The organism is Geobacter psychrophilus (genome assembly GCF_056821595.1).
Genome location: NZ_JBXDTU010000004.1, coordinates 1,303,703 through 1,321,983 on the forward strand (window position 1 = coordinate 1,303,703; position 18,281 = coordinate 1,321,983).

The 18,281-nt window shown below is 55.4% G+C and carries 31 protein-coding genes; all 31 read left to right on the forward strand.

The genetic code is table 11. From position 1 onward, the window contains the following. Window positions 1-260: 260 nt before the first annotated feature. The 31 genes from ACOCF6_RS08370 (at window position 261) to ACOCF6_RS08520 (ending at window position 18,218) form a co-directional block, all read left to right on the forward strand. Window positions 261-539 (forward strand): hypothetical protein, encoded by a 279-nt coding sequence (locus ACOCF6_RS08370; protein WP_482459927.1) that lies wholly within the window; start codon window positions 261-263, stop codon window positions 537-539. Beyond that, complete coding sequence (locus ACOCF6_RS08375) at window positions 539-928, forward strand: hypothetical protein (RefSeq protein WP_482459928.1); 390 nt, start codon at window positions 539-541, stop codon at window positions 926-928. Before ACOCF6_RS08370 ends, ACOCF6_RS08375 begins: the two co-directional genes overlap by 1 nt. Then, window positions 925-1,266: a hypothetical protein gene (locus ACOCF6_RS08380; protein ID WP_482459929.1), complete on the forward strand. Its 342-nt coding sequence runs from the start codon at window positions 925-927 to the stop codon at window positions 1,264-1,266. Before ACOCF6_RS08375 ends, ACOCF6_RS08380 begins: the two co-directional genes overlap by 4 nt. Before the next feature lies 1 nt (window position 1,267). Next, a complete protein-coding gene (locus ACOCF6_RS08385; RefSeq protein WP_482459930.1) occupies window positions 1,268-1,495 on the forward strand; it encodes a hypothetical protein in 228 nt (75 codons plus the stop codon). Next, entirely contained in the window at window positions 1,492-1,947 is a 456-nt protein-coding gene (locus ACOCF6_RS08390; RefSeq protein WP_482459931.1) for a hypothetical protein, read from the forward strand. Before ACOCF6_RS08385 ends, ACOCF6_RS08390 begins: the two co-directional genes overlap by 4 nt. 44 nt (window positions 1,948-1,991) lie before the next feature. Next, complete coding sequence (locus tag ACOCF6_RS08395) at window positions 1,992-2,501, forward strand: phage protein GemA/Gp16 family protein (protein ID WP_482459932.1); 510 nt, start codon at window positions 1,992-1,994, stop codon at window positions 2,499-2,501. Beyond that, window positions 2,498-3,025, forward strand: a complete 528-nt coding sequence (locus ACOCF6_RS08400) for a hypothetical protein (protein ID WP_482459933.1) — start codon at window positions 2,498-2,500, stop codon at window positions 3,023-3,025. Before ACOCF6_RS08395 ends, ACOCF6_RS08400 begins: the two co-directional genes overlap by 4 nt. Window positions 3,026-3,081: 56 nt before the next feature. Continuing rightward, the gene (locus tag ACOCF6_RS08405) at window positions 3,082-3,513 is read left to right on the forward strand and encodes a hypothetical protein (RefSeq protein ID WP_482459934.1); all 432 of its coding nucleotides are present in this window, start codon (window positions 3,082-3,084) and stop codon (window positions 3,511-3,513) included. A 25-nt stretch (window positions 3,514-3,538) separates the two neighbouring features. Next, window positions 3,539-3,958 (forward strand): DUF7694 domain-containing protein, encoded by a 420-nt coding sequence (locus tag ACOCF6_RS08410; protein ID WP_482459935.1) that lies wholly within the window; start codon window positions 3,539-3,541, stop codon window positions 3,956-3,958. After that, entirely contained in the window at window positions 3,942-4,382 is a 441-nt protein-coding gene (locus ACOCF6_RS08415) for a helix-turn-helix domain-containing protein (RefSeq protein WP_482459936.1), read from the forward strand. The genes ACOCF6_RS08410 and ACOCF6_RS08415 overlap by 17 nt, the downstream gene beginning before the upstream one ends. Before the next feature lie 62 nt (window positions 4,383-4,444). Then, window positions 4,445-4,570: a hypothetical protein gene (locus ACOCF6_RS08420; RefSeq protein ID WP_482459937.1), complete on the forward strand. Its 126-nt coding sequence runs from the start codon at window positions 4,445-4,447 to the stop codon at window positions 4,568-4,570. A 289-nt stretch (window positions 4,571-4,859) separates the two neighbouring features. Then, the gene (locus ACOCF6_RS08425) at window positions 4,860-5,381 is read left to right on the forward strand and encodes an N-acetylmuramoyl-L-alanine amidase (protein WP_482459938.1); all 522 of its coding nucleotides are present in this window, start codon (window positions 4,860-4,862) and stop codon (window positions 5,379-5,381) included. Between the two features lie 2 nt (window positions 5,382-5,383). Next, complete coding sequence (locus ACOCF6_RS08430; protein WP_482459939.1) at window positions 5,384-5,821, forward strand: hypothetical protein; 438 nt, start codon at window positions 5,384-5,386, stop codon at window positions 5,819-5,821. Continuing rightward, on the forward strand, window positions 5,818-6,219 hold the full coding sequence (locus tag ACOCF6_RS08435) for a hypothetical protein (RefSeq protein WP_482459940.1): 402 nt from the start codon (window positions 5,818-5,820) through the stop codon (window positions 6,217-6,219). The genes ACOCF6_RS08430 and ACOCF6_RS08435 overlap by 4 nt, the downstream gene beginning before the upstream one ends. Next, a complete protein-coding gene (locus ACOCF6_RS08440; protein ID WP_482459941.1) occupies window positions 6,212-6,436 on the forward strand; it encodes a TraR/DksA C4-type zinc finger protein in 225 nt (74 codons plus the stop codon). Before ACOCF6_RS08435 ends, ACOCF6_RS08440 begins: the two co-directional genes overlap by 8 nt. After that, entirely contained in the window at window positions 6,437-6,832 is a 396-nt protein-coding gene (locus ACOCF6_RS08445) for a hypothetical protein (protein WP_482459942.1), read from the forward strand. It begins immediately after the preceding gene. A 1-nt stretch (window position 6,833) separates the two neighbouring features. Beyond that, complete coding sequence (locus ACOCF6_RS08450) at window positions 6,834-7,136, forward strand: VpaChn25_0724 family phage protein (protein WP_482459943.1); 303 nt, start codon at window positions 6,834-6,836, stop codon at window positions 7,134-7,136. Between the two features lie 2 nt (window positions 7,137-7,138). After that, window positions 7,139-7,741 carry a phage protein Gp27 family protein gene (locus ACOCF6_RS08455; protein WP_482459944.1) on the forward strand — a complete coding sequence of 201 codons (603 nt, stop codon included), beginning with the start codon at window positions 7,139-7,141 and terminating at the stop codon, window positions 7,739-7,741. Continuing rightward, window positions 7,722-9,407, forward strand: coding sequence for a terminase large subunit domain-containing protein (locus ACOCF6_RS08460; protein ID WP_482459945.1), 1,686 nt, complete (start codon window positions 7,722-7,724; stop codon window positions 9,405-9,407). Before ACOCF6_RS08455 ends, ACOCF6_RS08460 begins: the two co-directional genes overlap by 20 nt. Then, window positions 9,408-10,937 (forward strand): DUF935 domain-containing protein, encoded by a 1,530-nt coding sequence (locus ACOCF6_RS08465; protein WP_482459946.1) that lies wholly within the window; start codon window positions 9,408-9,410, stop codon window positions 10,935-10,937. Next, window positions 10,934-11,746: a phage head morphogenesis protein gene (locus tag ACOCF6_RS08470; RefSeq protein ID WP_482459947.1), complete on the forward strand. Its 813-nt coding sequence runs from the start codon at window positions 10,934-10,936 to the stop codon at window positions 11,744-11,746. Before ACOCF6_RS08465 ends, ACOCF6_RS08470 begins: the two co-directional genes overlap by 4 nt. 1 nt (window position 11,747) lies before the next feature. Then, window positions 11,748-12,296 carry a phage virion morphogenesis protein gene (locus tag ACOCF6_RS08475; protein ID WP_482459948.1) on the forward strand — a complete coding sequence of 183 codons (549 nt, stop codon included), beginning with the start codon at window positions 11,748-11,750 and terminating at the stop codon, window positions 12,294-12,296. Window positions 12,297-12,648: 352 nt separating this feature from the next. Continuing rightward, window positions 12,649-13,764: a hypothetical protein gene (locus tag ACOCF6_RS08480; RefSeq protein ID WP_482459949.1), complete on the forward strand. Its 1,116-nt coding sequence runs from the start codon at window positions 12,649-12,651 to the stop codon at window positions 13,762-13,764. Between the two features lie 2 nt (window positions 13,765-13,766). Next, complete coding sequence (locus ACOCF6_RS08485; protein ID WP_482459950.1) at window positions 13,767-14,141, forward strand: hypothetical protein; 375 nt, start codon at window positions 13,767-13,769, stop codon at window positions 14,139-14,141. A gap of 33 nt (window positions 14,142-14,174) precedes the next feature. Then, on the forward strand, window positions 14,175-15,104 hold the full coding sequence (locus ACOCF6_RS08490; RefSeq protein WP_482459951.1) for a hypothetical protein: 930 nt from the start codon (window positions 14,175-14,177) through the stop codon (window positions 15,102-15,104). An 81-nt stretch (window positions 15,105-15,185) separates the two neighbouring features. Beyond that, the gene (locus ACOCF6_RS08495; protein WP_482459952.1) at window positions 15,186-15,503 is read left to right on the forward strand and encodes a hypothetical protein; all 318 of its coding nucleotides are present in this window, start codon (window positions 15,186-15,188) and stop codon (window positions 15,501-15,503) included. A gap of 3 nt (window positions 15,504-15,506) precedes the next feature. After that, a complete protein-coding gene (locus ACOCF6_RS08500) occupies window positions 15,507-15,938 on the forward strand; it encodes a phage protein Gp36 family protein (protein ID WP_482459953.1) in 432 nt (143 codons plus the stop codon). A gap of 1 nt (window position 15,939) precedes the next feature. Continuing rightward, the gene (locus tag ACOCF6_RS08505; protein ID WP_482459954.1) at window positions 15,940-16,362 is read left to right on the forward strand and encodes a hypothetical protein; all 423 of its coding nucleotides are present in this window, start codon (window positions 15,940-15,942) and stop codon (window positions 16,360-16,362) included. Between the two features lie 10 nt (window positions 16,363-16,372). Next, window positions 16,373-16,552, forward strand: a complete 180-nt coding sequence (locus ACOCF6_RS08510) for a hypothetical protein (protein ID WP_482459955.1) — start codon at window positions 16,373-16,375, stop codon at window positions 16,550-16,552. Further along, entirely contained in the window at window positions 16,536-17,477 is a 942-nt protein-coding gene (locus tag ACOCF6_RS08515; RefSeq protein WP_482459956.1) for a hypothetical protein, read from the forward strand. Before ACOCF6_RS08510 ends, ACOCF6_RS08515 begins: the two co-directional genes overlap by 17 nt. A 156-nt stretch (window positions 17,478-17,633) precedes the next feature. After that, a complete protein-coding gene (locus tag ACOCF6_RS08520) occupies window positions 17,634-18,218 on the forward strand; it encodes a hypothetical protein (RefSeq protein WP_482459957.1) in 585 nt (194 codons plus the stop codon). Window positions 18,219-18,281: the final 63 nt, after the last annotated feature.

Sequence of the window (18,281 nt, forward strand, 5' to 3'; positions counted from 1 at the left end):
GAACTAGACCTGTTTTGCCGGACCCTGATCAACGGAGAATTGCCACCCGGCCAGTTTCAGTGCCCTGGTTGCGGCTTCGCCTGGCAGCGGAAAGAGTCAGAGCATCGGATCATCAGAGCAGGATCAGAGGCAATGATCATACCGGGGCGGGTAGAGTGTGTGGCGATCGATCGGCGACTGTGACCGAGGCAAAACGAGTGAAAAACGATACCAAAAAAACTAAAAAACGGCAAAAACGCACGCAGTTTATGTGCAGCCAAATGTTGAGATGGATCCGCCAGCAGATGCTGTTTGACCCGAGAGACATGCGGGCAACCCTGGTACCGCCAGGGTGCCCGCCGATGAACCGCCGGACATACGAGGATTATGAGGCCGGAAAAAGGGGCATCCCGGCCGAGTTGGCCACGCGGATCCGCGAGATGTTCCAACGCGATCGGGAATTAAAAGCCGGGCTCAATGATCGCGTCGACGCGGCATGTGCGAAAAAATACAAAGGCAAACTGATCCCCGCAGATCATGTCGAAAAAGAGGAAGAGTGATGACAAAAGAAGACTGGGACAAGGTAGACCGCTCCATGCAAAGCCCTTACGGCAGGGTATCGCTGTTGTGTGATGGATTTGAGATCACCATTGAGACAGGTCTCTATAAACGGAAACTTTCCAGCATCATCTATGTTAATGGCGTTTTTAAAGGTGCCTGGATGCTGGAGGATTGCGAAGAACGTCGCCGTTTCTTCCGGCCTATTAAGCACCTGGTCTGGAAAAAGAAGATAACCAAAGGTTTCAGCAAAAGATCGCTGAAGAGCCTGAATATCGATCCAAACGAAACACGCATCTCTTTTTCTGCTGAGTGGTCCTCCTTCCACTCCCTCAAGGCCCACCTGATCAAGAACAACGCCAGTGTTGAGCTGGCACCGGAGGCGTCATGAAGTGCGGCAAATGCGGTGGACTTATGCAGTTACGGCGTCTGTCGATAGATACGGAAGCCCATGTCTGCACCCTGTGTGGCCGGGACAATATGCCCAGGCGAACCATAGCAGATCTACCTGCTGAGCCGGTTGTGGTTGTGTCAGGAACGAAGGCCAAGGCCAAACCTCCGACAGGATCATGGAAGCAGCCCAGGACGTGCCCCGGTTGCGGCAGAGGCCCCCTTAAATTCACCGGTCGCTGTCAGCGTTGTCGCACCAGGGCGGCACGCGGCCTGAATCTGGTTACCGGAGAGCCGATCATAAATGAAATCGAATCAAAGCAAGGGAGGGCCGTCTGACATGGGACGTAAAAAAGACCACCCGAAATACAACATACTCAGCTGCAGGGTCTCCGACCAGGTAAAACAAACCGTTGCCACTACCCTCGGCGATCGCACCATTCAGGACTTCTTGACCGCAGCCGTAGAAGAGAAACTGCTGCGGGAACAATGGTCAGCCAATGACCCGCGCTTTGCAGCCCTTTACGGGAAAATGCATGCCTTAGACGTCAGGGAGCATCGCCGATGAATCAGCTGACCGTCCAGGGCTTCCCCGCCCGCACGGGGGCCTACATCCCCAAAACAGTCCAGGGCATGCAGTCACTGACCGCCTGGAGGGATGCCAATACAGAACGCCCCGATCACTGGCTGTGCGAAGAGATCAGCCGGGGATTCCAGAAATTGTTACTGCTGCGCCTGGACGGTGCACCGGCCGCCGAGCTGGTCGCCATGACCGCCGAGCTGTGGGCAGATACCATCGGATACGGCCTGAATGCCGATCAGGATGCCGAGCGGATCAGACACGGCTTTGTCCAGCTGCTGCTCAAAAGCAAAAAGTGGCCGCAACCGGTCGAGCTTATGGCTGTGCTCCCAACCAGGATGAAACGTACAGAGCCTGCCGCAACCGAAGCGCCGATCAGCGACGAATCACACGCCAAAGGGGTTGAGGCTTTCGAGAAAATCATGGAGAAGCTGAAATGATCCGTATGATCGATCACCAACATTATCCGCAAAGGACTTAAACCATGGCTTTCAAACCCTATAAAAAACGCACTGACGCCGAGCAGTGGGATATCGATCGCCCGCGCATTCATGTTCTCAAAAACAAGGTCATGGAGAAGACCCCCGGCTACAGTGACGACAACTACCGCGACCTGATTCACGATATCAGCAAAGGGCGTGTTGACTCCTCAAAGGCGCTGAAGCCGTCTGAGCGGCAGGAACTGATTGACCGACTGTCAAGCCTGGCCGGGGAAGAACCGCGCCCGGTATGGCAGCCCAGACGCAAGAAGGATTACCCAGGACGTCCGAAGAACATGGACCGACCGGGTGCGTCCCGCGATGAGCAACTGGGCAAGATCGAGGCGCTGCTGACGATCGGGAAACTCTCCTGGAGCTACGCCGATGCCATCGCCAAGCAGATGCGCCTGGCAGATAAGGTGCAGTGGGTTGCCACTGAAAACCTCTACAAGATCATCACCGCCCTCACCAAGAAGGCTAAAAAAGAAGACTGGGACCTCTCGGGAGCAAAATGAAACGCATCGATCTCGACATATACCGCGAGTACTACCGTAGCGGTCCCCTGGCTGATATCTGGGACAAGGTCACCAACGTCCTGGAGGAACATGGCATGCCGCATGCTGGTGCCGAGCACACCGGTCTGCTGATCACCGAGTGGATCCGCAGCACCTGGGGCGGTGTGATTCTGGTCGAGCGGCATAACGGCGACTCCAAAGAGGTCAACCGCTTCGACCTGCTGCGCGATCGTGCCCTTGCCATACTCGCCGAGATAGCTCCAGGGGCGCACTGTCATGAGGCTGTGATTGCTGAGATCGTCAGGGTCGTGCGAGTCGATTACCGGGGCAAATACATAACCAAGATCAAAGGTCTCGATCTGCTGCAGCGTGATCTCTCCATCTGGAGCAAGGCCAATACCCCAGCCCAGATGGAGAGTTTGGCCCTTACAAACGGGATAACAGTGGCCCGCGCTTACCAGATCAACAAGGCCATTCAACAACGCAAGGACAAGCGGGATCAGCCGATGCTGCCGTTTGGATAACGGCTGACAGTTCAGCCCCTCTACTTTGGTGGAGAAAACATAAAAAGGAGATACACATGAAAAAGTTGACAACGGCAATAATTTTGGTGAGCTGCATCTGTTTGTTATCTGGCGGAGCAGCTGCTATGTCGGAGATCGAAAAGGCTGACTTGGAAGCCAAGATTGAAATGGCATCTACTGTTGCAGCTATGGGCGCGGATATTACCACGTCACAATCAATGAAAAAGCTGCGAATGATTATCAACTCTGATTACTACAACAGCTGTCCGGAAATACAAGATGCGATTGTCTATGAACTCCTTTTTAATTTTGAGGGCGTCCCTGATGATTTATCACTGAGAGCGAGGGGCTACGCTAAATTTTGGGGTGAACTCAAAAATGCAACTCCAGTCAATCATCGGTACTACAAGCGTTTCGCGGCTGATTACAAATACTGGTCAGATGAGGCGGAACAACAGGTGACCGAAGCGATCAAAAGAACCAGATAACATCACTTTTGTGAGAGGGCACCGAATGAAACGATCAAACATGAAATTGATGAGAAAAGAGATGGAAAAAGAAAACCGCAAGCGGCCGGCTCGGCTCCAGGCGTTACCACAAGAACAGTGGCCGGAAAGCGGTAAACTCGAAAATATGACTGAAGTCTGGTTAAGCAATCGTTATCTGGTACAGGTTTTTAACGAGGGTAATCGTATTCTGCGCGTTTCAGTCTGTCGGACTTCAATTGATGAGAACGGTGAATGGGAGCAAAACTTGTCATGGGATGAGCTGATGGAGGTAAAACGGCAAATATGCCGTTCTAACAGCTACGCCGTTGAGGTGCTGCCACCAGACAAGGATATAGTGAATGTCGCCAACATGCGGCATTTTTGGATACTACCGGCCCCGGTTGTAGGATGGGAAAAGGATGCGCATAATGGAAACAATGGGTAACAGAATTGCAGAAAGAAGAAAAGCGGCCTGTCTTACTCAATCCGAGTTAGCAACCAGCTTGGATGTCTCCACTGCGTTTATTAGTCAGATCGAGAGCAACAAAAGAAATCCTTCCTTTGAGCTGTTGTTGCGCATGGTCCAGGAACTGAACACGACTATGGAGTACATCATCAACGGGGCTCCAGGCGCGAAGATCGGCAAGCTCACCTATGCGGTAGAGCAGCGCTTGCGCCTGATCGACTTCTTGCTGCATCAATACGGCACGCTAAACAGAGGTGCACTGATTGACTATTTTGGGATCTCGACCCCACAGGCGAGCACTGACATCAAGACCTATCTTGCATTAGCGCCAGAGAATGCTGAATACGATACGACCGCGAAAACCTATCTGCGTAGATCAACATTCAAGCGGGTATGGGGTTAACTCCTTGAATATTTATTCTCCTGGTGGTACATAAATCCATATAATTTTGAGGAGATTAACCCATGAAAAAGTGCTTCGCTGCTTTATTAATCACATTATTAATTATAGTTGGAATTCTCGTAAAATATAATATGCCGAAATTCCAGGAATATGTTGCTGAACGGGATGAAGCTGCTAAGTTTAAATGATATTTCATTTAATTGCAGTATGGCTTCTCCGTTATTGACATTCTAACCCCATCGCGATATAAGGCCCAAATCAATCCAAATCACCCAAAGCCCCTCCACCCCCGGAGGGGCTTTCCTGTTTTAAAGCCGCTTTAAACCACCCTTTACCATCCATCCCGTACTATCCCCACCTGATGCAATTCCAATCTTCGACCGGCGGCACAACACCGACTCCAGGCGGGAGGTAGCCCATGCTCCAGGGAGGGTAACGCCCTCCCAACCCCGCCCCGGTCCATCTCAGGAGGATAGTATGCCGCCAATCCCGCAACGCCAAATCAATAACATCGTAGTTCACTGCGCAGACACTCCCAACGGCCGACCGCAAACGGTCGCGGATATCGACTCCTGGCATCGTGATAACGGGTGGCATCGTGTGCCGCACTGGCGGATCAATAAGAGCTTCAATACCAGCCTGACCAGCATCGGCTACCACTTCGTGATCTACGTCGACGGCAGCGTTCACACCGGCCGCCATGTTGATGAAATCGGTTCTCACGTGCTCGGCCACAATAGCCAGAGCCTGGGAATCTGTATGGTCGGTAAGACCGCCTACACCCTCCAACAGTGGGCCAGCCTGAAAAAACTGGTCGAGCAGTTACAGGCCGACATCAAGGCCAGCGCCCATCATCTCAATGCCCGTGTCATGGGTCATTATCAGTTCGATACCGCTATCGCCCAGGGCAAAACCTGCCCCAACTTCGATGTCCCCAGCTGGTTCAAGGCAGATATGACCCCCGATCCCAAGAACATCTTCACACCAAAGGAGGCGTAATCATGTTGAGCAAACTCGGAAGTTTTTTCAGGAACTTTTTTCGCAACGTGGCCGCTGATCCGGCATCATCCGCAAAAGGTGTTGTCCAGCTGGCAGCCGCTGGGGCCGCCTGTTACGGCATGGCCACCGGTGTCGTGCCGATCAACGTCGGTGCCCCAATGGCCGCCTCATTCGCAGCCAGCGGCGTACACGCCCTGGGTACGGATTCAACCGGGACCACAGCTCCGGAGGCCGCCAAAGCCGAGCAGCTGATCCAGGCCGCCGCGATAGTCGTGCCCCAGGCATTGACAATCACCGATCACTTTCAGGCTATTCAACAGCAGGCCGGCCAGGCCCAGGCTGTTTTGACGGCAGTCTCTGAAGCGGCTTCGGTATTATCCGCTATTTCCCCCGCTCCGGTCCCTGCTGAAGCGGCCTCTTTGGGAGGTCCTGGTGCATGAGCCCGTCCAATCGCAATGATCTGTATGCCCCTCCCGGTTACATCAGCGCCTCTCCGGAAGTAATCGCCCGCATCGTCAATGGCTGCGGTCCCGGAGGATGGAAGATCGACCTGGTTCCGGACACAATCTGGGGACTGGATATACACGAGGCCTGCAACATTCATGATTGGATGTATGCCGCTGGATCCACCCTGGCGGACAAGGATGAAGCCGATCGCGTGCTGCTCAACAATTGCCTGCGGTTGATCGATGCGGCCGGGGGCTGGTGGATATTGAAACGTCTGCGGAGAAACCGTGCTGCAGGATATTACCAGGCAGTGCATCTGTTCGGTGGCCCCGCCTTCTGGGCAGGGAAGAACCCGGTGGAGAATCTGATGGAGTCAACAGTTTATGCCTGATGATATGGAGTTCGTTCAGGACATCACCGAACAGTTTCGGGTAGATGCCCTGAATGAGCAGACGCGTAACCGTGAGCCGGATGACAACACCAGCGATGAATGCATTACGTGTCACGACGAAATACCAGAAGAGCGGCGGCGGGCTAGGCCCGGCTGCCGCCGCTGTATCACATGCCAGGAAGCATCTGAAATCCACAAACACTGGAGGGCGTTGTAAATGAATTTCACCCTGACACTGCCGATGGTCGTTCTGGCGATCAGCCTGTTACTCGGATGGACCGGATTCCTTTTGGGTGCCATTAAATGGCTGCTGAACCGCCAGATAAACGCCCTGGAGTCCCGCACGGCATCAGCCGAGAAAAAGGCTTCGGAGGCCGCGACCGATCTGTCTACGCACAGGCAAGAAGTGACCAATGCCTTTTCAGCCATGAGATATGAATTCGCCCAAAAGCTGACCTGCGGCAACCATCAGCGAATGGAGAGCAATGACAAGGACCTGTTTGTCCGGCTGGATCAGTTGCATGGCGACATCCGTGAACTGTGTGGCGGCGTCAAGGGCCTGGCCAACTCCATGGAGTTAATCAATCAGCATTTATTGAATGGAGGCAAATAACATGAGTTTCCGCGATGCCATTACCGAAAACATCCGCCTGATCATCCTGCGCGAGCTGAAGGATACCAACGGCTATACCAGCAACGACAGCGTGCTGCAGATGGTCCTGGACAAGTGGGGTCAAAAACTCAGCCGTGATCGTGTCCGGACAGAGCTGGCCTGGTTGGCAGATCAGGCGTTGGTCACCCTGGTTCCCCTGGGTGATTCCGGGGCTCAACGCGTAACCATTACCGAGCGAGGTCTTGACATAGCCAGTGGGGCCGCTTCAGTGCCGGGTGTACAGCGCCCCGGCCCCAGAGGTTGACGGTGTCTACCCCTTCGACAGTAGACAAGATGCCGGATGATATCCGCCTGCAGCTGCAGATGCTGCTCCAGGATCCCCGCGTCTCGATCCTGGACGCCACCGCCCGGATCAACGAAATATTAGCGGAGGAAGGGCACGAGGACCGATTGAGCAAGTCCGCTGTGGGCCGGGCTGCCCAGCGCTGGAAGCGCATCAATGATCGTATCAAACAGACCCGCGAAATCGGGGAAATGTTCATTGCCAAGGTTGGTGCCGCGCCCCAGGGTCAAACCGGCCTGGCGATCAACGAGATCCTGCGCACCATGGCCTGTGAATTGTCTGAGAAGCTGCTGGACGCTGATCTGGAAAACCCGGAAACCATGTCCGCCACCATTGACCAGGTCAAGAGCCTGGCCTTGGCAGTGCAGCGCTTGGAGTCCGCTACAACCAACAACGTCAAGCGTGAGGACGTGATTCGCAAACAGGAACGCGAGAAGGCGCTCCAGGAAGCGGCCGACGCAATCAAAGAAGCCACATCCAAGGCCCCCATTGGTGGGAACTTCCAATATGATCCCCAAACTCTCGATTACGTCACCACGGTGCTCTATGGTCTTAGGCCGAAATAACATACATATCCTGCTGCTGTCCCTGGCGATAACCATTCTGGTCTGGTTGAGCAGCCCGGCTATCGCCCTGGCCAACCAACAGCCCGACACGGCAGGTACTCCCACGCACATCCCCACCGGAGATGCCGTCGCACCGTCCAGCGTCGCCACGATCGCTGGCCCTCTGATCCCGTTGACCCTTTACCAGCAGCGCTGGGTACAGGATGACTCCCGTCTTAAAATAGGCATGATGTCGAGGCAGGGCGGCAAATCCTTCGGTACCGCCCTGGAGGCGGTCATCGACTGCTTCAAGCGTAAGACCACCTGGGTATTCCTCAGCGCCGGCGAGCGTCAATCCAAAGAGCTGATGGCCAAGGCCGCCATGCATGCCAAGGCCATGAACCTGATGGTTCTGGAAATCTCCGACACCTTCAAGGATGATAACGACGTCCGGACTGAGTACAAGCAGCTGGAGATCATCTTTCCAAACGGCAGCCGCATCATCGGACTGCCCGCCAATCCGGCCACCGCCCGTGGTCATTCCGCCAACATCTTGCTGGATGAATTTGCGCTCCACAAGGATTCCCGCGCAATCTGGACGGCGCTGTATCCCTCTATTACCCGTGGTTACAAGATCCGCGTCATCAGCACGCCGCTCGGCAAGAAAAACAAGTTCTACGAGCTGTGGACCGGCCTGACGCTCCAGATCTGGGACGGCATGGAGTATCGCCACGTTGGAGATAAGGGCGGCTGGTCCAAGCATAAGGTCACCATCTACGACGCCGTGGAGATGGGACTGGAACTCTACGATGATGATTTTAACGTCACCACGGACCCGGAATACCTGCGCCTCGGCCTGGCCGATGACGAAGCCTGGCATCAGGAATACCTGTGCGAGTTCATCGACGAATCAACCGCCTGGCTCCCCTATGACTTGATCGAGACCGTAGAGGACGTCCGCCTTGATGCCTCACCGGCCTGGCTGGATGAACTCATTTCCGAGGCAGTGATCTATCACGAACAATGGAAGACCGTCGAGCGTCCTCCGGTTGGTTTTGAGGTCGGTCACATCCTGGACAAGTCGCTGATCAGCGGCGACCTGTATGCCGGGTTCGACGTAGCCCGCCACCGCGACATGTCCCTGATCTGGCTGGATGAGATGGTAGGTGAGACCGCCCGTTGCCGTGGCGTTGCCAACCTCACAAAGCAGCCCTTTGGTGTTCAAAAGCTGGTCCTGTTCGCCATCCTCAAGCATCCCAGGATGCGCCGTTGTTGCATCGACCAGACCGGCCTCGGCGCTCAACTGGGCGAGGAGGCCGTGACCATGTTCGGAGCCAAAGCCGAAGGGGTCACCTTTACCAACGCCAGTAAAGAGGCCTTGGCTATTGGTATCAAGCGGAGCTTCCAGGATCGTCGGGATGCCATACCGACCGACACCACAATCCGACTGAGTCTGCACACGGTCAAAAAGATTGCCACAGCAGCCGGCAACTTTCGCTTTGATGCCGACCGCGATGAGAAGATCGGCCATGCCGATCACTTCTGGGCCAAAGCCCTGGCAGTTGAGGCGCGAGGCACGGTGGTCAGTGACGCCTGGGTGGCATCAAAAAGCCCGGCCGTCTCCCAGGGCAACTTCGCCGGTTTCAGCAGCGGCAGAGCAAAAGACATTCTTGCGGGGTACAACTAAATGACAAACGGCCTCTACCTCCCCGACGGCACCTTCATGCGTTTTTCCGATAATACGAGTACGAGCGACCCTGCATCGATCAGCGCAGAAATCGCGGTCCGCTCGCGCAGCATCGATTACTACGCCATCGGCAACATGTACCTGCCCAACCCCGACCCGGTACTGAAAGCCCAGGGCAAGGACATCCATGTCTACAACGACCTGCGTATTGATGACCGCGTATCGGGCAGCATGACCAATCGCTTTAACGCCACCCTGGCGCTCGACTGGCAGATCGACAAAGGCAAATCCAACAAGAGCCGCCAGGCCAAGGCGGTCAAAGCGGTTTTCGACAAGCTGCCGCTCAACCGGATTATCGGCGAGATTCTCCAGGCCCGATCATTCGGCTATGCGCCCCTGGAGATCATCTGGGGGCAGCGCGACGGCATCAATGTTCCGTTTGACCTGGTACTGAAACCACAACGCTGGTTTGTCTACGGACAGAGCAACGAACTGCGCTTCCGCTCGCGTGATCACCTGATGGACGGCGAGGAACTGCCGCCACGGAAGTTCATTTGTCCGACCAATGAATCGAACTACGAGAATCCCTATGGCCTGGGACTGCTCTCCCGCTGTTTCTGGCCGGTCACCTTTAAAAAGGGTGGCTGGAGATTCTGGATACAGTTCAGTGAGAAATACGGGCAGGTCTGGCCTGTCGGCAAGCTGCCACGTAGTGCTACACCCGATCAGGTCGGTGATCTGTTGGATAATCTGACCCGCATGATCTCCGATGCCTGTGCCGTTATCCCCGATGATAGTTCCATCGAGTTTAAGGAATCGGGTACCAAGGGTGCCACATCGGCCCTGTACAAGGATATTATCGCCGAAGCCAACAATGCCATATCAACCGTCTGGCTCGGTCATGCCGGGGCCGGTGAATCGGTCGCCGGCTCGCTGGGTGGCAAGGATGTCTCCGGTGATGTCCGCGACGATCTGCGCGATTCGGATAAATCGCTGGTTGAGGAAACGCTGAACCAACTGATCGACTGGATCTGTGAGGTCAACTGGGGCAGCTCCGATGGCGCGCCCCGTTTCGGCCTGTGGGAGGAAGAAGAGGTTGATGGCAAACAGGCCGTGCGGGATAAGGATTTGACTGAATCGCTGAATCGTTCCGGATTGAAGCTGACGCGGGATTACTTCCTGCGGGAATATAACCTGGAGGACGGGGATATTGAGGATGCACCAAGCCCTCCACCTGCTAAAGGGTTATTGGGTGGGGTCGCTTTTGCCGACCCGGCCGCTCCCAAATTTACCCCGGCCCAACAGAGTATAGAGGGGCTGAAGAAAGCCGCCATCGATCAGACTACAGCGGCTATGGACGGTATGCTTCACCAGGTGGTAGACATCATCCAGGGTGCCACCTCCTTTGAAGAGGCACAGGCGCGCCTGGCCACGGCATACGATGCCATGGATGAAACCGCCCTGGCCGAGATACTGGCACAAGCCTGTTTCTCGGCCCAGGTCGCCGGGCGCATCGACAGCACCCCATGATCAATGATGTGCTCGACATTGCCCCCCTGCCGCCAGAGCAGGCCATCGCCTGGTTTAATGCCAAGGGTATGCAGTTCACTTGGGACTGGGCCGAGATGTGGCAGGAGGAACATGCCAGGGCCTTCACCGTAGCCAAGGTCACCAAGGCAGATATCCTGGTCGATATCTTCACTGCCCTGGACCAGGCCATGAAGAACGGGACCACCTTCGAGCAATTCAAGGCGGATCTTGTTCCGCTGCTGAAGCGTAAAGGCTGGTGGGGCAGGCAGGAGGCGCTCGACACGGCTACTGGCGAACTGCGCACCGTTCAGCTGGGCAGTCAATACCGCCTTAAAACCATCTTTAATGTCAATATCCAGACCTCGCTCCAGGTTGGTCACTACAAGGCCCAGACCGACCCGGACGTACTCAAGGCCCGGCCCTTCTGGCGCTACTCTGCCGTAATGGATGGCCACACTCGCCCCATGCACCGTATCTGGCATGGCATGGTTCTCCCTGCCGACTCTCCCTGGTGGGATACCCATTATCCGCCCAACGGCTGGAATTGCCGCTGTACCGTCGTCTCCATGTCCATGCGTGAAATCGCACGGGACGGCCTGCGTGTTTCCGACATGCCGGCGGAAAACCTGCGCCCCTGGACAAACCCGAAAACCGGCAAAACATTGTACGTCCCCGAGGGCATCGATCCCGGCTGGGCATACAACCCCGGCAAGGATCCCATCGGGCATGCCCTGGCTGTAGCCAAAGATGCAGCCAGTTCGATGCCGAAAGAGATCAGCTGGAAGCTGTTGAAAGACCTGGAGGCATAATATGGCCGGTTTTACTATCAGGCTCAACATACAGGATGAACCGGTAAAGGCGCTGTTTGTAGAACTGAGCCAACGATCGAATGACCTGACCCCGGCCATGCGGATCATCGGCGAGACCGTGCGGACCTCGGTTGTCAAAAACTTTGAAAGTGAAGGGAGGCCCACTCCCTGGAAGAAAAGCAAACGGGCTTTGAAGGAAGGTGGCCAGACGCTGACAAAAAGCGGCAGATTGCGCAAGGCGATCGTATCCAGGGCCGGCAGTACTTCGGTTGAGATCGGCACCAATCTTGTCTATGCCCGCATCCACCAGCTGGGTGGCACCATCAACATTCCGGCCAGGGAGCGGGTGCTGCATTTCAAACCCAAGGACGGCCGCAAGAAAAACAGCCCCATGCGATTTGCCAGGCCGAGCCAGGCCAGGTTCGGCATGAAGGTGGCCGGCAAGGCCTACACCATCACCATGCCCAAGCGTGAGTTCCTGATGGTCCAGCCTGAAGACTGGCGGGAAATTGAGGCGGCCCTGGCAGAGCACTTGACGGGCAAACCATAGAAAGCGCTAAAATCGCCCCGTAAGCGTCTGCAGCTTGCCAAGACGCTGTGACCCCCGCAGTCAATCCCGTTCGCCCCACACAGCAAAATTTAAAGACGGTTTTAAGACGGTTTCAAAACGCCACTCCGCCTCTAAAATCCAATTTCTTGTTTTGATCGTCTCCCTTGACATAAATTACCTGCCGTGTCATAAGGCAAAAAACGAAATTACTCAGCCCTTCTCCAAACCCCGGAGAGGGGCTTTCTGTTTTAAAGCCGCTTTAAACCACTCAACCAATCCCATCCAGTAGTATCCCATCTCGCATACACCCAGCCACTTCAAATTCGCTACTCCCTGGAGAAAGGGAAACACCATGACAGGAAAATGGATTGAGATGTTCAGAACCGGACGCCAAACCGACAGCGCCGGCAATACCCGCGACTGGACCGAGCAGGATCTGGACAAGATCGTACAGCAGTACAACGGCGGCGAGCATGAGGCTCCCATTGTTGTCGGTCACCCGGAGAGCAATTCCCCCGCGTTCGGCTGGATCGAGTCGCTCAAGCGTGAAGGCAAGCTGCTCTATGCCAAGCTCAAGGACGTCATGCCCGAGTTCGAAGAGCTGGTCAAGGCCGGTACCTACAAAAAGCGCTCGATCAGCCTTTATCCCGATCTGACCTTGCGCCATATCGGTTTTCTGGGCGGCATGCCCCCGGCGGTAAAGGGGTTGGCAGATATTGCCTTTGCCGATGGAAATCAGCAACCCATGGTCATTGAATTCAGTGACTGGAAAATGGTCGGAGTGGGTAGGTTGCTCTCTAATCTCCGCGACTATCTGGTAGAGACCCTGGGCGTAACCAAAGCAGACAGCATACTCCCGTCCTGGCAGGTCCAGGATTTACAGACGCTACCCGAGCCGGAAGCCATAAGCAGTCCAATGTTCAACGAACCCAACAAGGAGGAGAGTATGAAGCTTGAAGAGGTACAGGATCTTGTCGCCAAAGCGGTGACAGCAGTAACGTTGCAGTTCAACGAGGCGATGGGCAAAACCCGCAAGGGTCTGGAAACCCAGATCGCCGAACTAAAACAGGGGCAGGCCACGGAACGCGAGTCAGTCCTGCAGAGGGAGTTTAAGGAATTCCTGATGACCCCCGAAATGCAGAAACGCGTTAACGAGGGATCACGAGATGCCACCATCCGTCACATGATGACCCTGGCGAGTGCCGATCCTGTCGAGTTCGGCGAAGGTGACAACAAGACCAGCAAGCCTGCCCTGGATGTTTACAAGGCTCAGCTGATGGCACTGCCTGAAGTGATCCAGTTTGGAGAACACGTCACCAAGGACAAAGTTGGTGACGTGTCAATCAACGGCATGAGCGCCGAAGTACTCTCACAAAAAGCGGTCGAGTTCCAGGACTCCGAATCAAAGGCCGGCCGCACCGTGAGTATGACCGATGCGGTAAACCACGTCAAAAAGGGAGGTAAGTAGTCATGCCCAATCCAGGACTGATCAAGACCTACTTGGCAGAGGCGGCTGTTGCCGCCTACCGCATTGTTAAGCCCGGAACCGCCGACGGTAATGTCGTTCCGGCCGCCGGTGTCAACGATGCGCTCACCGGCATTAACGGTTCGATTGCCGGCGATATTAACAAGCGGGCGGATATTATCCATTCCGATATCGCTGATGTCGAATACGGAGGTGCAGTTACCCGAGGCGACTGGCTGACCTCGGATGCCACCGGTCGGGCTGTTACGGCTGCGCCTGCCGCAGGCGCCAATAATAATGTTATTGGCCGCGCACTCGTTTCCGGTGTGCTGGGCGATATCGGCTCTTGTCTCATCTACCCCGGCCGTATCCAGGGATAATTTTAACTACACATTTAACGGAGGTTTAAACTCATGCCAAATGCCCCATTTCCTATTCAACCTGAATTGACCGCCATCGCCATCGGCTACCGCAACCCCAAGCTGATCGCCGATGACGTGTTGCCCCGTATTGCTGTCGGCACCCAGGAGTTCAAATACCTGGAATACAATCTGGCCGATGGTTTCACCGTACCTGACACAAAAGTAGGCCGCAAAGGCAAGGTTAACGAGGTGGAGTTCTCGGCCACCGAAAAGACCGATCAGACCGACGATTACGGCTTGGAAGATCCGATTCCGCAGTCCGATATCGATAACGCCCCTCCAAACTATGATCCGGTCGGCCGGGCTACGGAGGGTACTACCGACCTGATATTGCTTGACCGCGAGATCCGTACAGCCGGTGTCGTCTTCAACCCTAATACCTACAGCGCAACCAACAAGGTTACCTTGGCCGGCGTCACACAGTTTTCAGACTTCGCCAACTCTGACCCCATCGGCGTCATTCAGGCCGGTCTGGATACATGCATTCTGCGGCCGAATACCCTGACCATCGGCCGACTGGCATTCTCGGTACTTTCCCGTCATCCCAAAATCTGCAAAGCGATCTTCGGCAATAACACCGATGCCGGCATTGTAAACAGGCAACAGCTCGCAGCGCTCTTCGAACTGGAAGAGGTCCTGGTCGGTGAAGCGTTCCTCAACTCGGCCAAGAAAGGTCAAGCCGTAGCTCTGTCGCGGGTATGGGGCAAGCATATCTCCCTCACGTACCGCGACAAGCTCGCCACTACCAGACAGCGTATGGCCTTTGGCTATACCGTGCAGTGGCGCGGCCGAGTGGCCGGATCCTGGGAGGATAAGAATATCGGTCTCCACGGTGGCACCCGGTTGCGAGTCGGCGAATCGGTCAAGGAAAAGATTGTCGCCCCGGATCTGGGTTATTTCATCCAAAACGCCGTAGCATAATTCACGTAGGGGCGGGTCACCCCGCCCACTACTACGGGCTGGCCCCTTAATTTTAATTCATTGTCAGAAAGGAATGCTCATATGGAAGATCTCAAAACATATCCTGTCCTTTCCCCGGTGCTGTTCGACCGGCGATACGAACCAGGTGAAACTATCAATCTGGATGAAGCTACAGCCGGGCCATTGAAGACCGCCGGTGCGATCGGCGAGGCAACCGGCAACGCAACCGGCAACGCCGCCACACAAGCTTCATCCGCCAAGCCGCTTCCCGCCGCCGAGCTTATCGAGCAGATCCAGCTCGCCGCCACTACCGACGCTGTCGATGCTATTTTAGGTTCAGACAAGCGGGCTACTGTTGTCGCTGCTGCCGCCGCCCGCAAAACAGAACTGGCAGGTTAACCCATGCCCAGTTGCACTCTGGCCGACATAGGACTGAGCGACAGGGAGTTGATCCAGCTCACCGATTCACAGGTCCCCCCAACGGTCATTGTCATGGCCGAGGTGGACAAGGCTATCGCATCTGCCGATATGGAGGTCAGGGCGCGACTGGGAACAAGGTTCCCCGGTGTGGTGGATGATCCGCCCGATATGGTGCGTCTGGCTGCGGCGGCCATTGCCCGATGGTATTTGTATAACCTCAAAAAGCGCCTGTCCATGCCCGAAGCGATCGACAAGCAGTATTCCAAAGCGCTGAAGGATCTGAACGATATCCGTGATGACAAGCTGGATATCGGTGTTACACCGGTCGGTGCCACAATACAGTCCTCATCTTCCAAGATTGTCTGCACAACACCGGACCGTGTTTTTTCGGATACAAATCTGGCGGGATTCTGATATGCCGACCGTTGGCCAGATAGAGGACACGCTCCTGCAGGTACTCACCACCCTCAACTGCTGGGCCATGATCCAGAGCGCCGGGCGCAAGGCCCTGCCGGATATGATCTGCTACCCGGCCTGTTTCGTGATCTGGGATGGTGATGACGATACCGGCAGCAAGCCCCGCCCCGTCGACCATGTTGACTTCAAGGTGATCATACAGAACCAGAACCTGGCCAGCGAAGATCTGGCAGCCTTCGATGCCTATGCCCTCAATGACCTGGTTCGGGCAAAAATCAGAGGTAAGGTACTGGGGCTCACCGACATCGAGCCTTTCGCCTGCGTGTCCCGTCGCTGTACCGATTACGATGACAGTGACGGCATGATCGAATACACACACATCTACCGCACCCGGCTCTATAACCCGATAGTAGTAGAATAAGGAGACCAGTATGAAACCAGAAGCCGCCCCCGGCATTACCATCACTACCAACGACGCATCTGTAATGCGAGTTGTGCAGCAGGTCGACGGTGTTGAACAGGACATAACCCCTGTGCCGGAACAGGAACCATCCGCCGCAAAAGCGGACAAAAAGAAACAGGGAGGAAATGCCAATGCTGACAAAGCGTAGAATCCTCGCCGGCAAGGTTGAGGCCGTTGAAGGAACAGCGGAAACTCTGACTGCAGCAGAGGGCGGCATAATCGCCATCGATGCCAAGTGGACGCCTGATATCAAGATGCTGGATCGCATGTCATGTCTGCCGACACTTTCCAAGCTGAAAAAGATACCCGGACTGGCACTTGCCCACATTTCATTCAAGGTCGAGTTGATGGGGCGCATTGCCGCCTTTGCGGCCCTTAACCTCCCATACATTGACCCCTATCTGCGCGCCTGCGGCTTCGCGGCCACCTTGGATGCCACGGTCAGCAACGAAAAGGTAACCTATCGACCAGCCAGCACCGGTTTTCCTTCGCTGACCCTGGGGCTCTATACGGATGGTCTGCGTAAGATGATTACCGGAGCACGGGGTACGGTCAAATTTTCCGGCACAGTGGGAGAGCAGATCTTCGCCGAGTTCGACTTTCTGGGGGCCTACAATGCGGTTACCGATACAGCAATTCTTGCTCCGACGTTTCCGACACACAACCCCCCGTTGCTGATCAGCGCCGGTTTGACGGTTGCAGGCTACACCCCGGTAGTAAAGAGCTTTAGTATCGATTTGGGCAACAAGCTGGCACCCAGAGAGGATATGAACGCCCCCAGCGGCTACAAGTCCTTCATGCTGACTGATCGGGACCCATCCGGACAGTTTGATCCGGAAATGACAACCGTCGCCGCTCGCGACTGGTACGGCCTCTGGAGGGCCGGGACATCCGGCGCTCTGAATATCGGTGCGATCGGAGCCACCCAGTACAACAAGGTCAAATTCACCGCCCCGACACTGACACATACCAAAGTCGGCGAAGGGGATCGGGAAGGCATGGAGATTGCCAATACGGATTTTCAGCTGGGCATGGGTACCGGTGATGATGAACTGGTAATTGAATTTTCGTAATTGACAATTCCCGCCTGACATAGTACAAGGCACAAAACTACTCAAGCCCTTCTCCGAATCCAATGGAGAGGGGCTTTTGTGTTTTAAAGCCGCTTTAAACCACCAAGCTTCCCGCCTGTCGTATCCTACCCTCCATACTCATCCAGGAGGGGCATCATGTCAGAAAAACAATACTACTACACCATCGGCGGCAAGCCATGGACTCAACGTCCACTGGTTCTTGGCCAGTGGAAACAGCTGATGGAAATCATCAAGGGCCTGGCCATTCCAGGCGGTGCGGACATATCGCAGCTGGTCGCTATTCTTGGCTCACGGCTGCCACTGGCTATGGCCGTAATACTGATCGAGGAGGATGGCAATCTGCGGAAGCGTTTCGGCTTGCGCACGGTCGCCGGGTCTGAAGGTGTCCAAATCCCCGAGTGGTACCAAAATCACGAGGTGATGCTCGATATCGCCAACGACATCGAGGCCGGCCTGGATGCCGGGACCGCTATGAGGGTGATTGACGATTTTTTGTCCTGCAACCCGGTCAGCTCGATTTTGGAGAGACTGTCCGGGGTTCTGGCCACAGCCAGCCAGATCCGGACAATGACGCATCCGGAATCGATGTCATCGTCTCCATCCTCTCCGGAGGCGATATCACCCGAAGCGAGCGCATCCTCTGGGGATACACACCACGAGACTGCATCCCGTACCTCAAGCACCGAGAGCGAGAGATCATCTACCGAGAGTCAGTCATAGCCATGTGTTGCGGGTTTGGCGTCAAGATTGGCAAATCGGCGGGACCAGGTACAACGGCAAGTC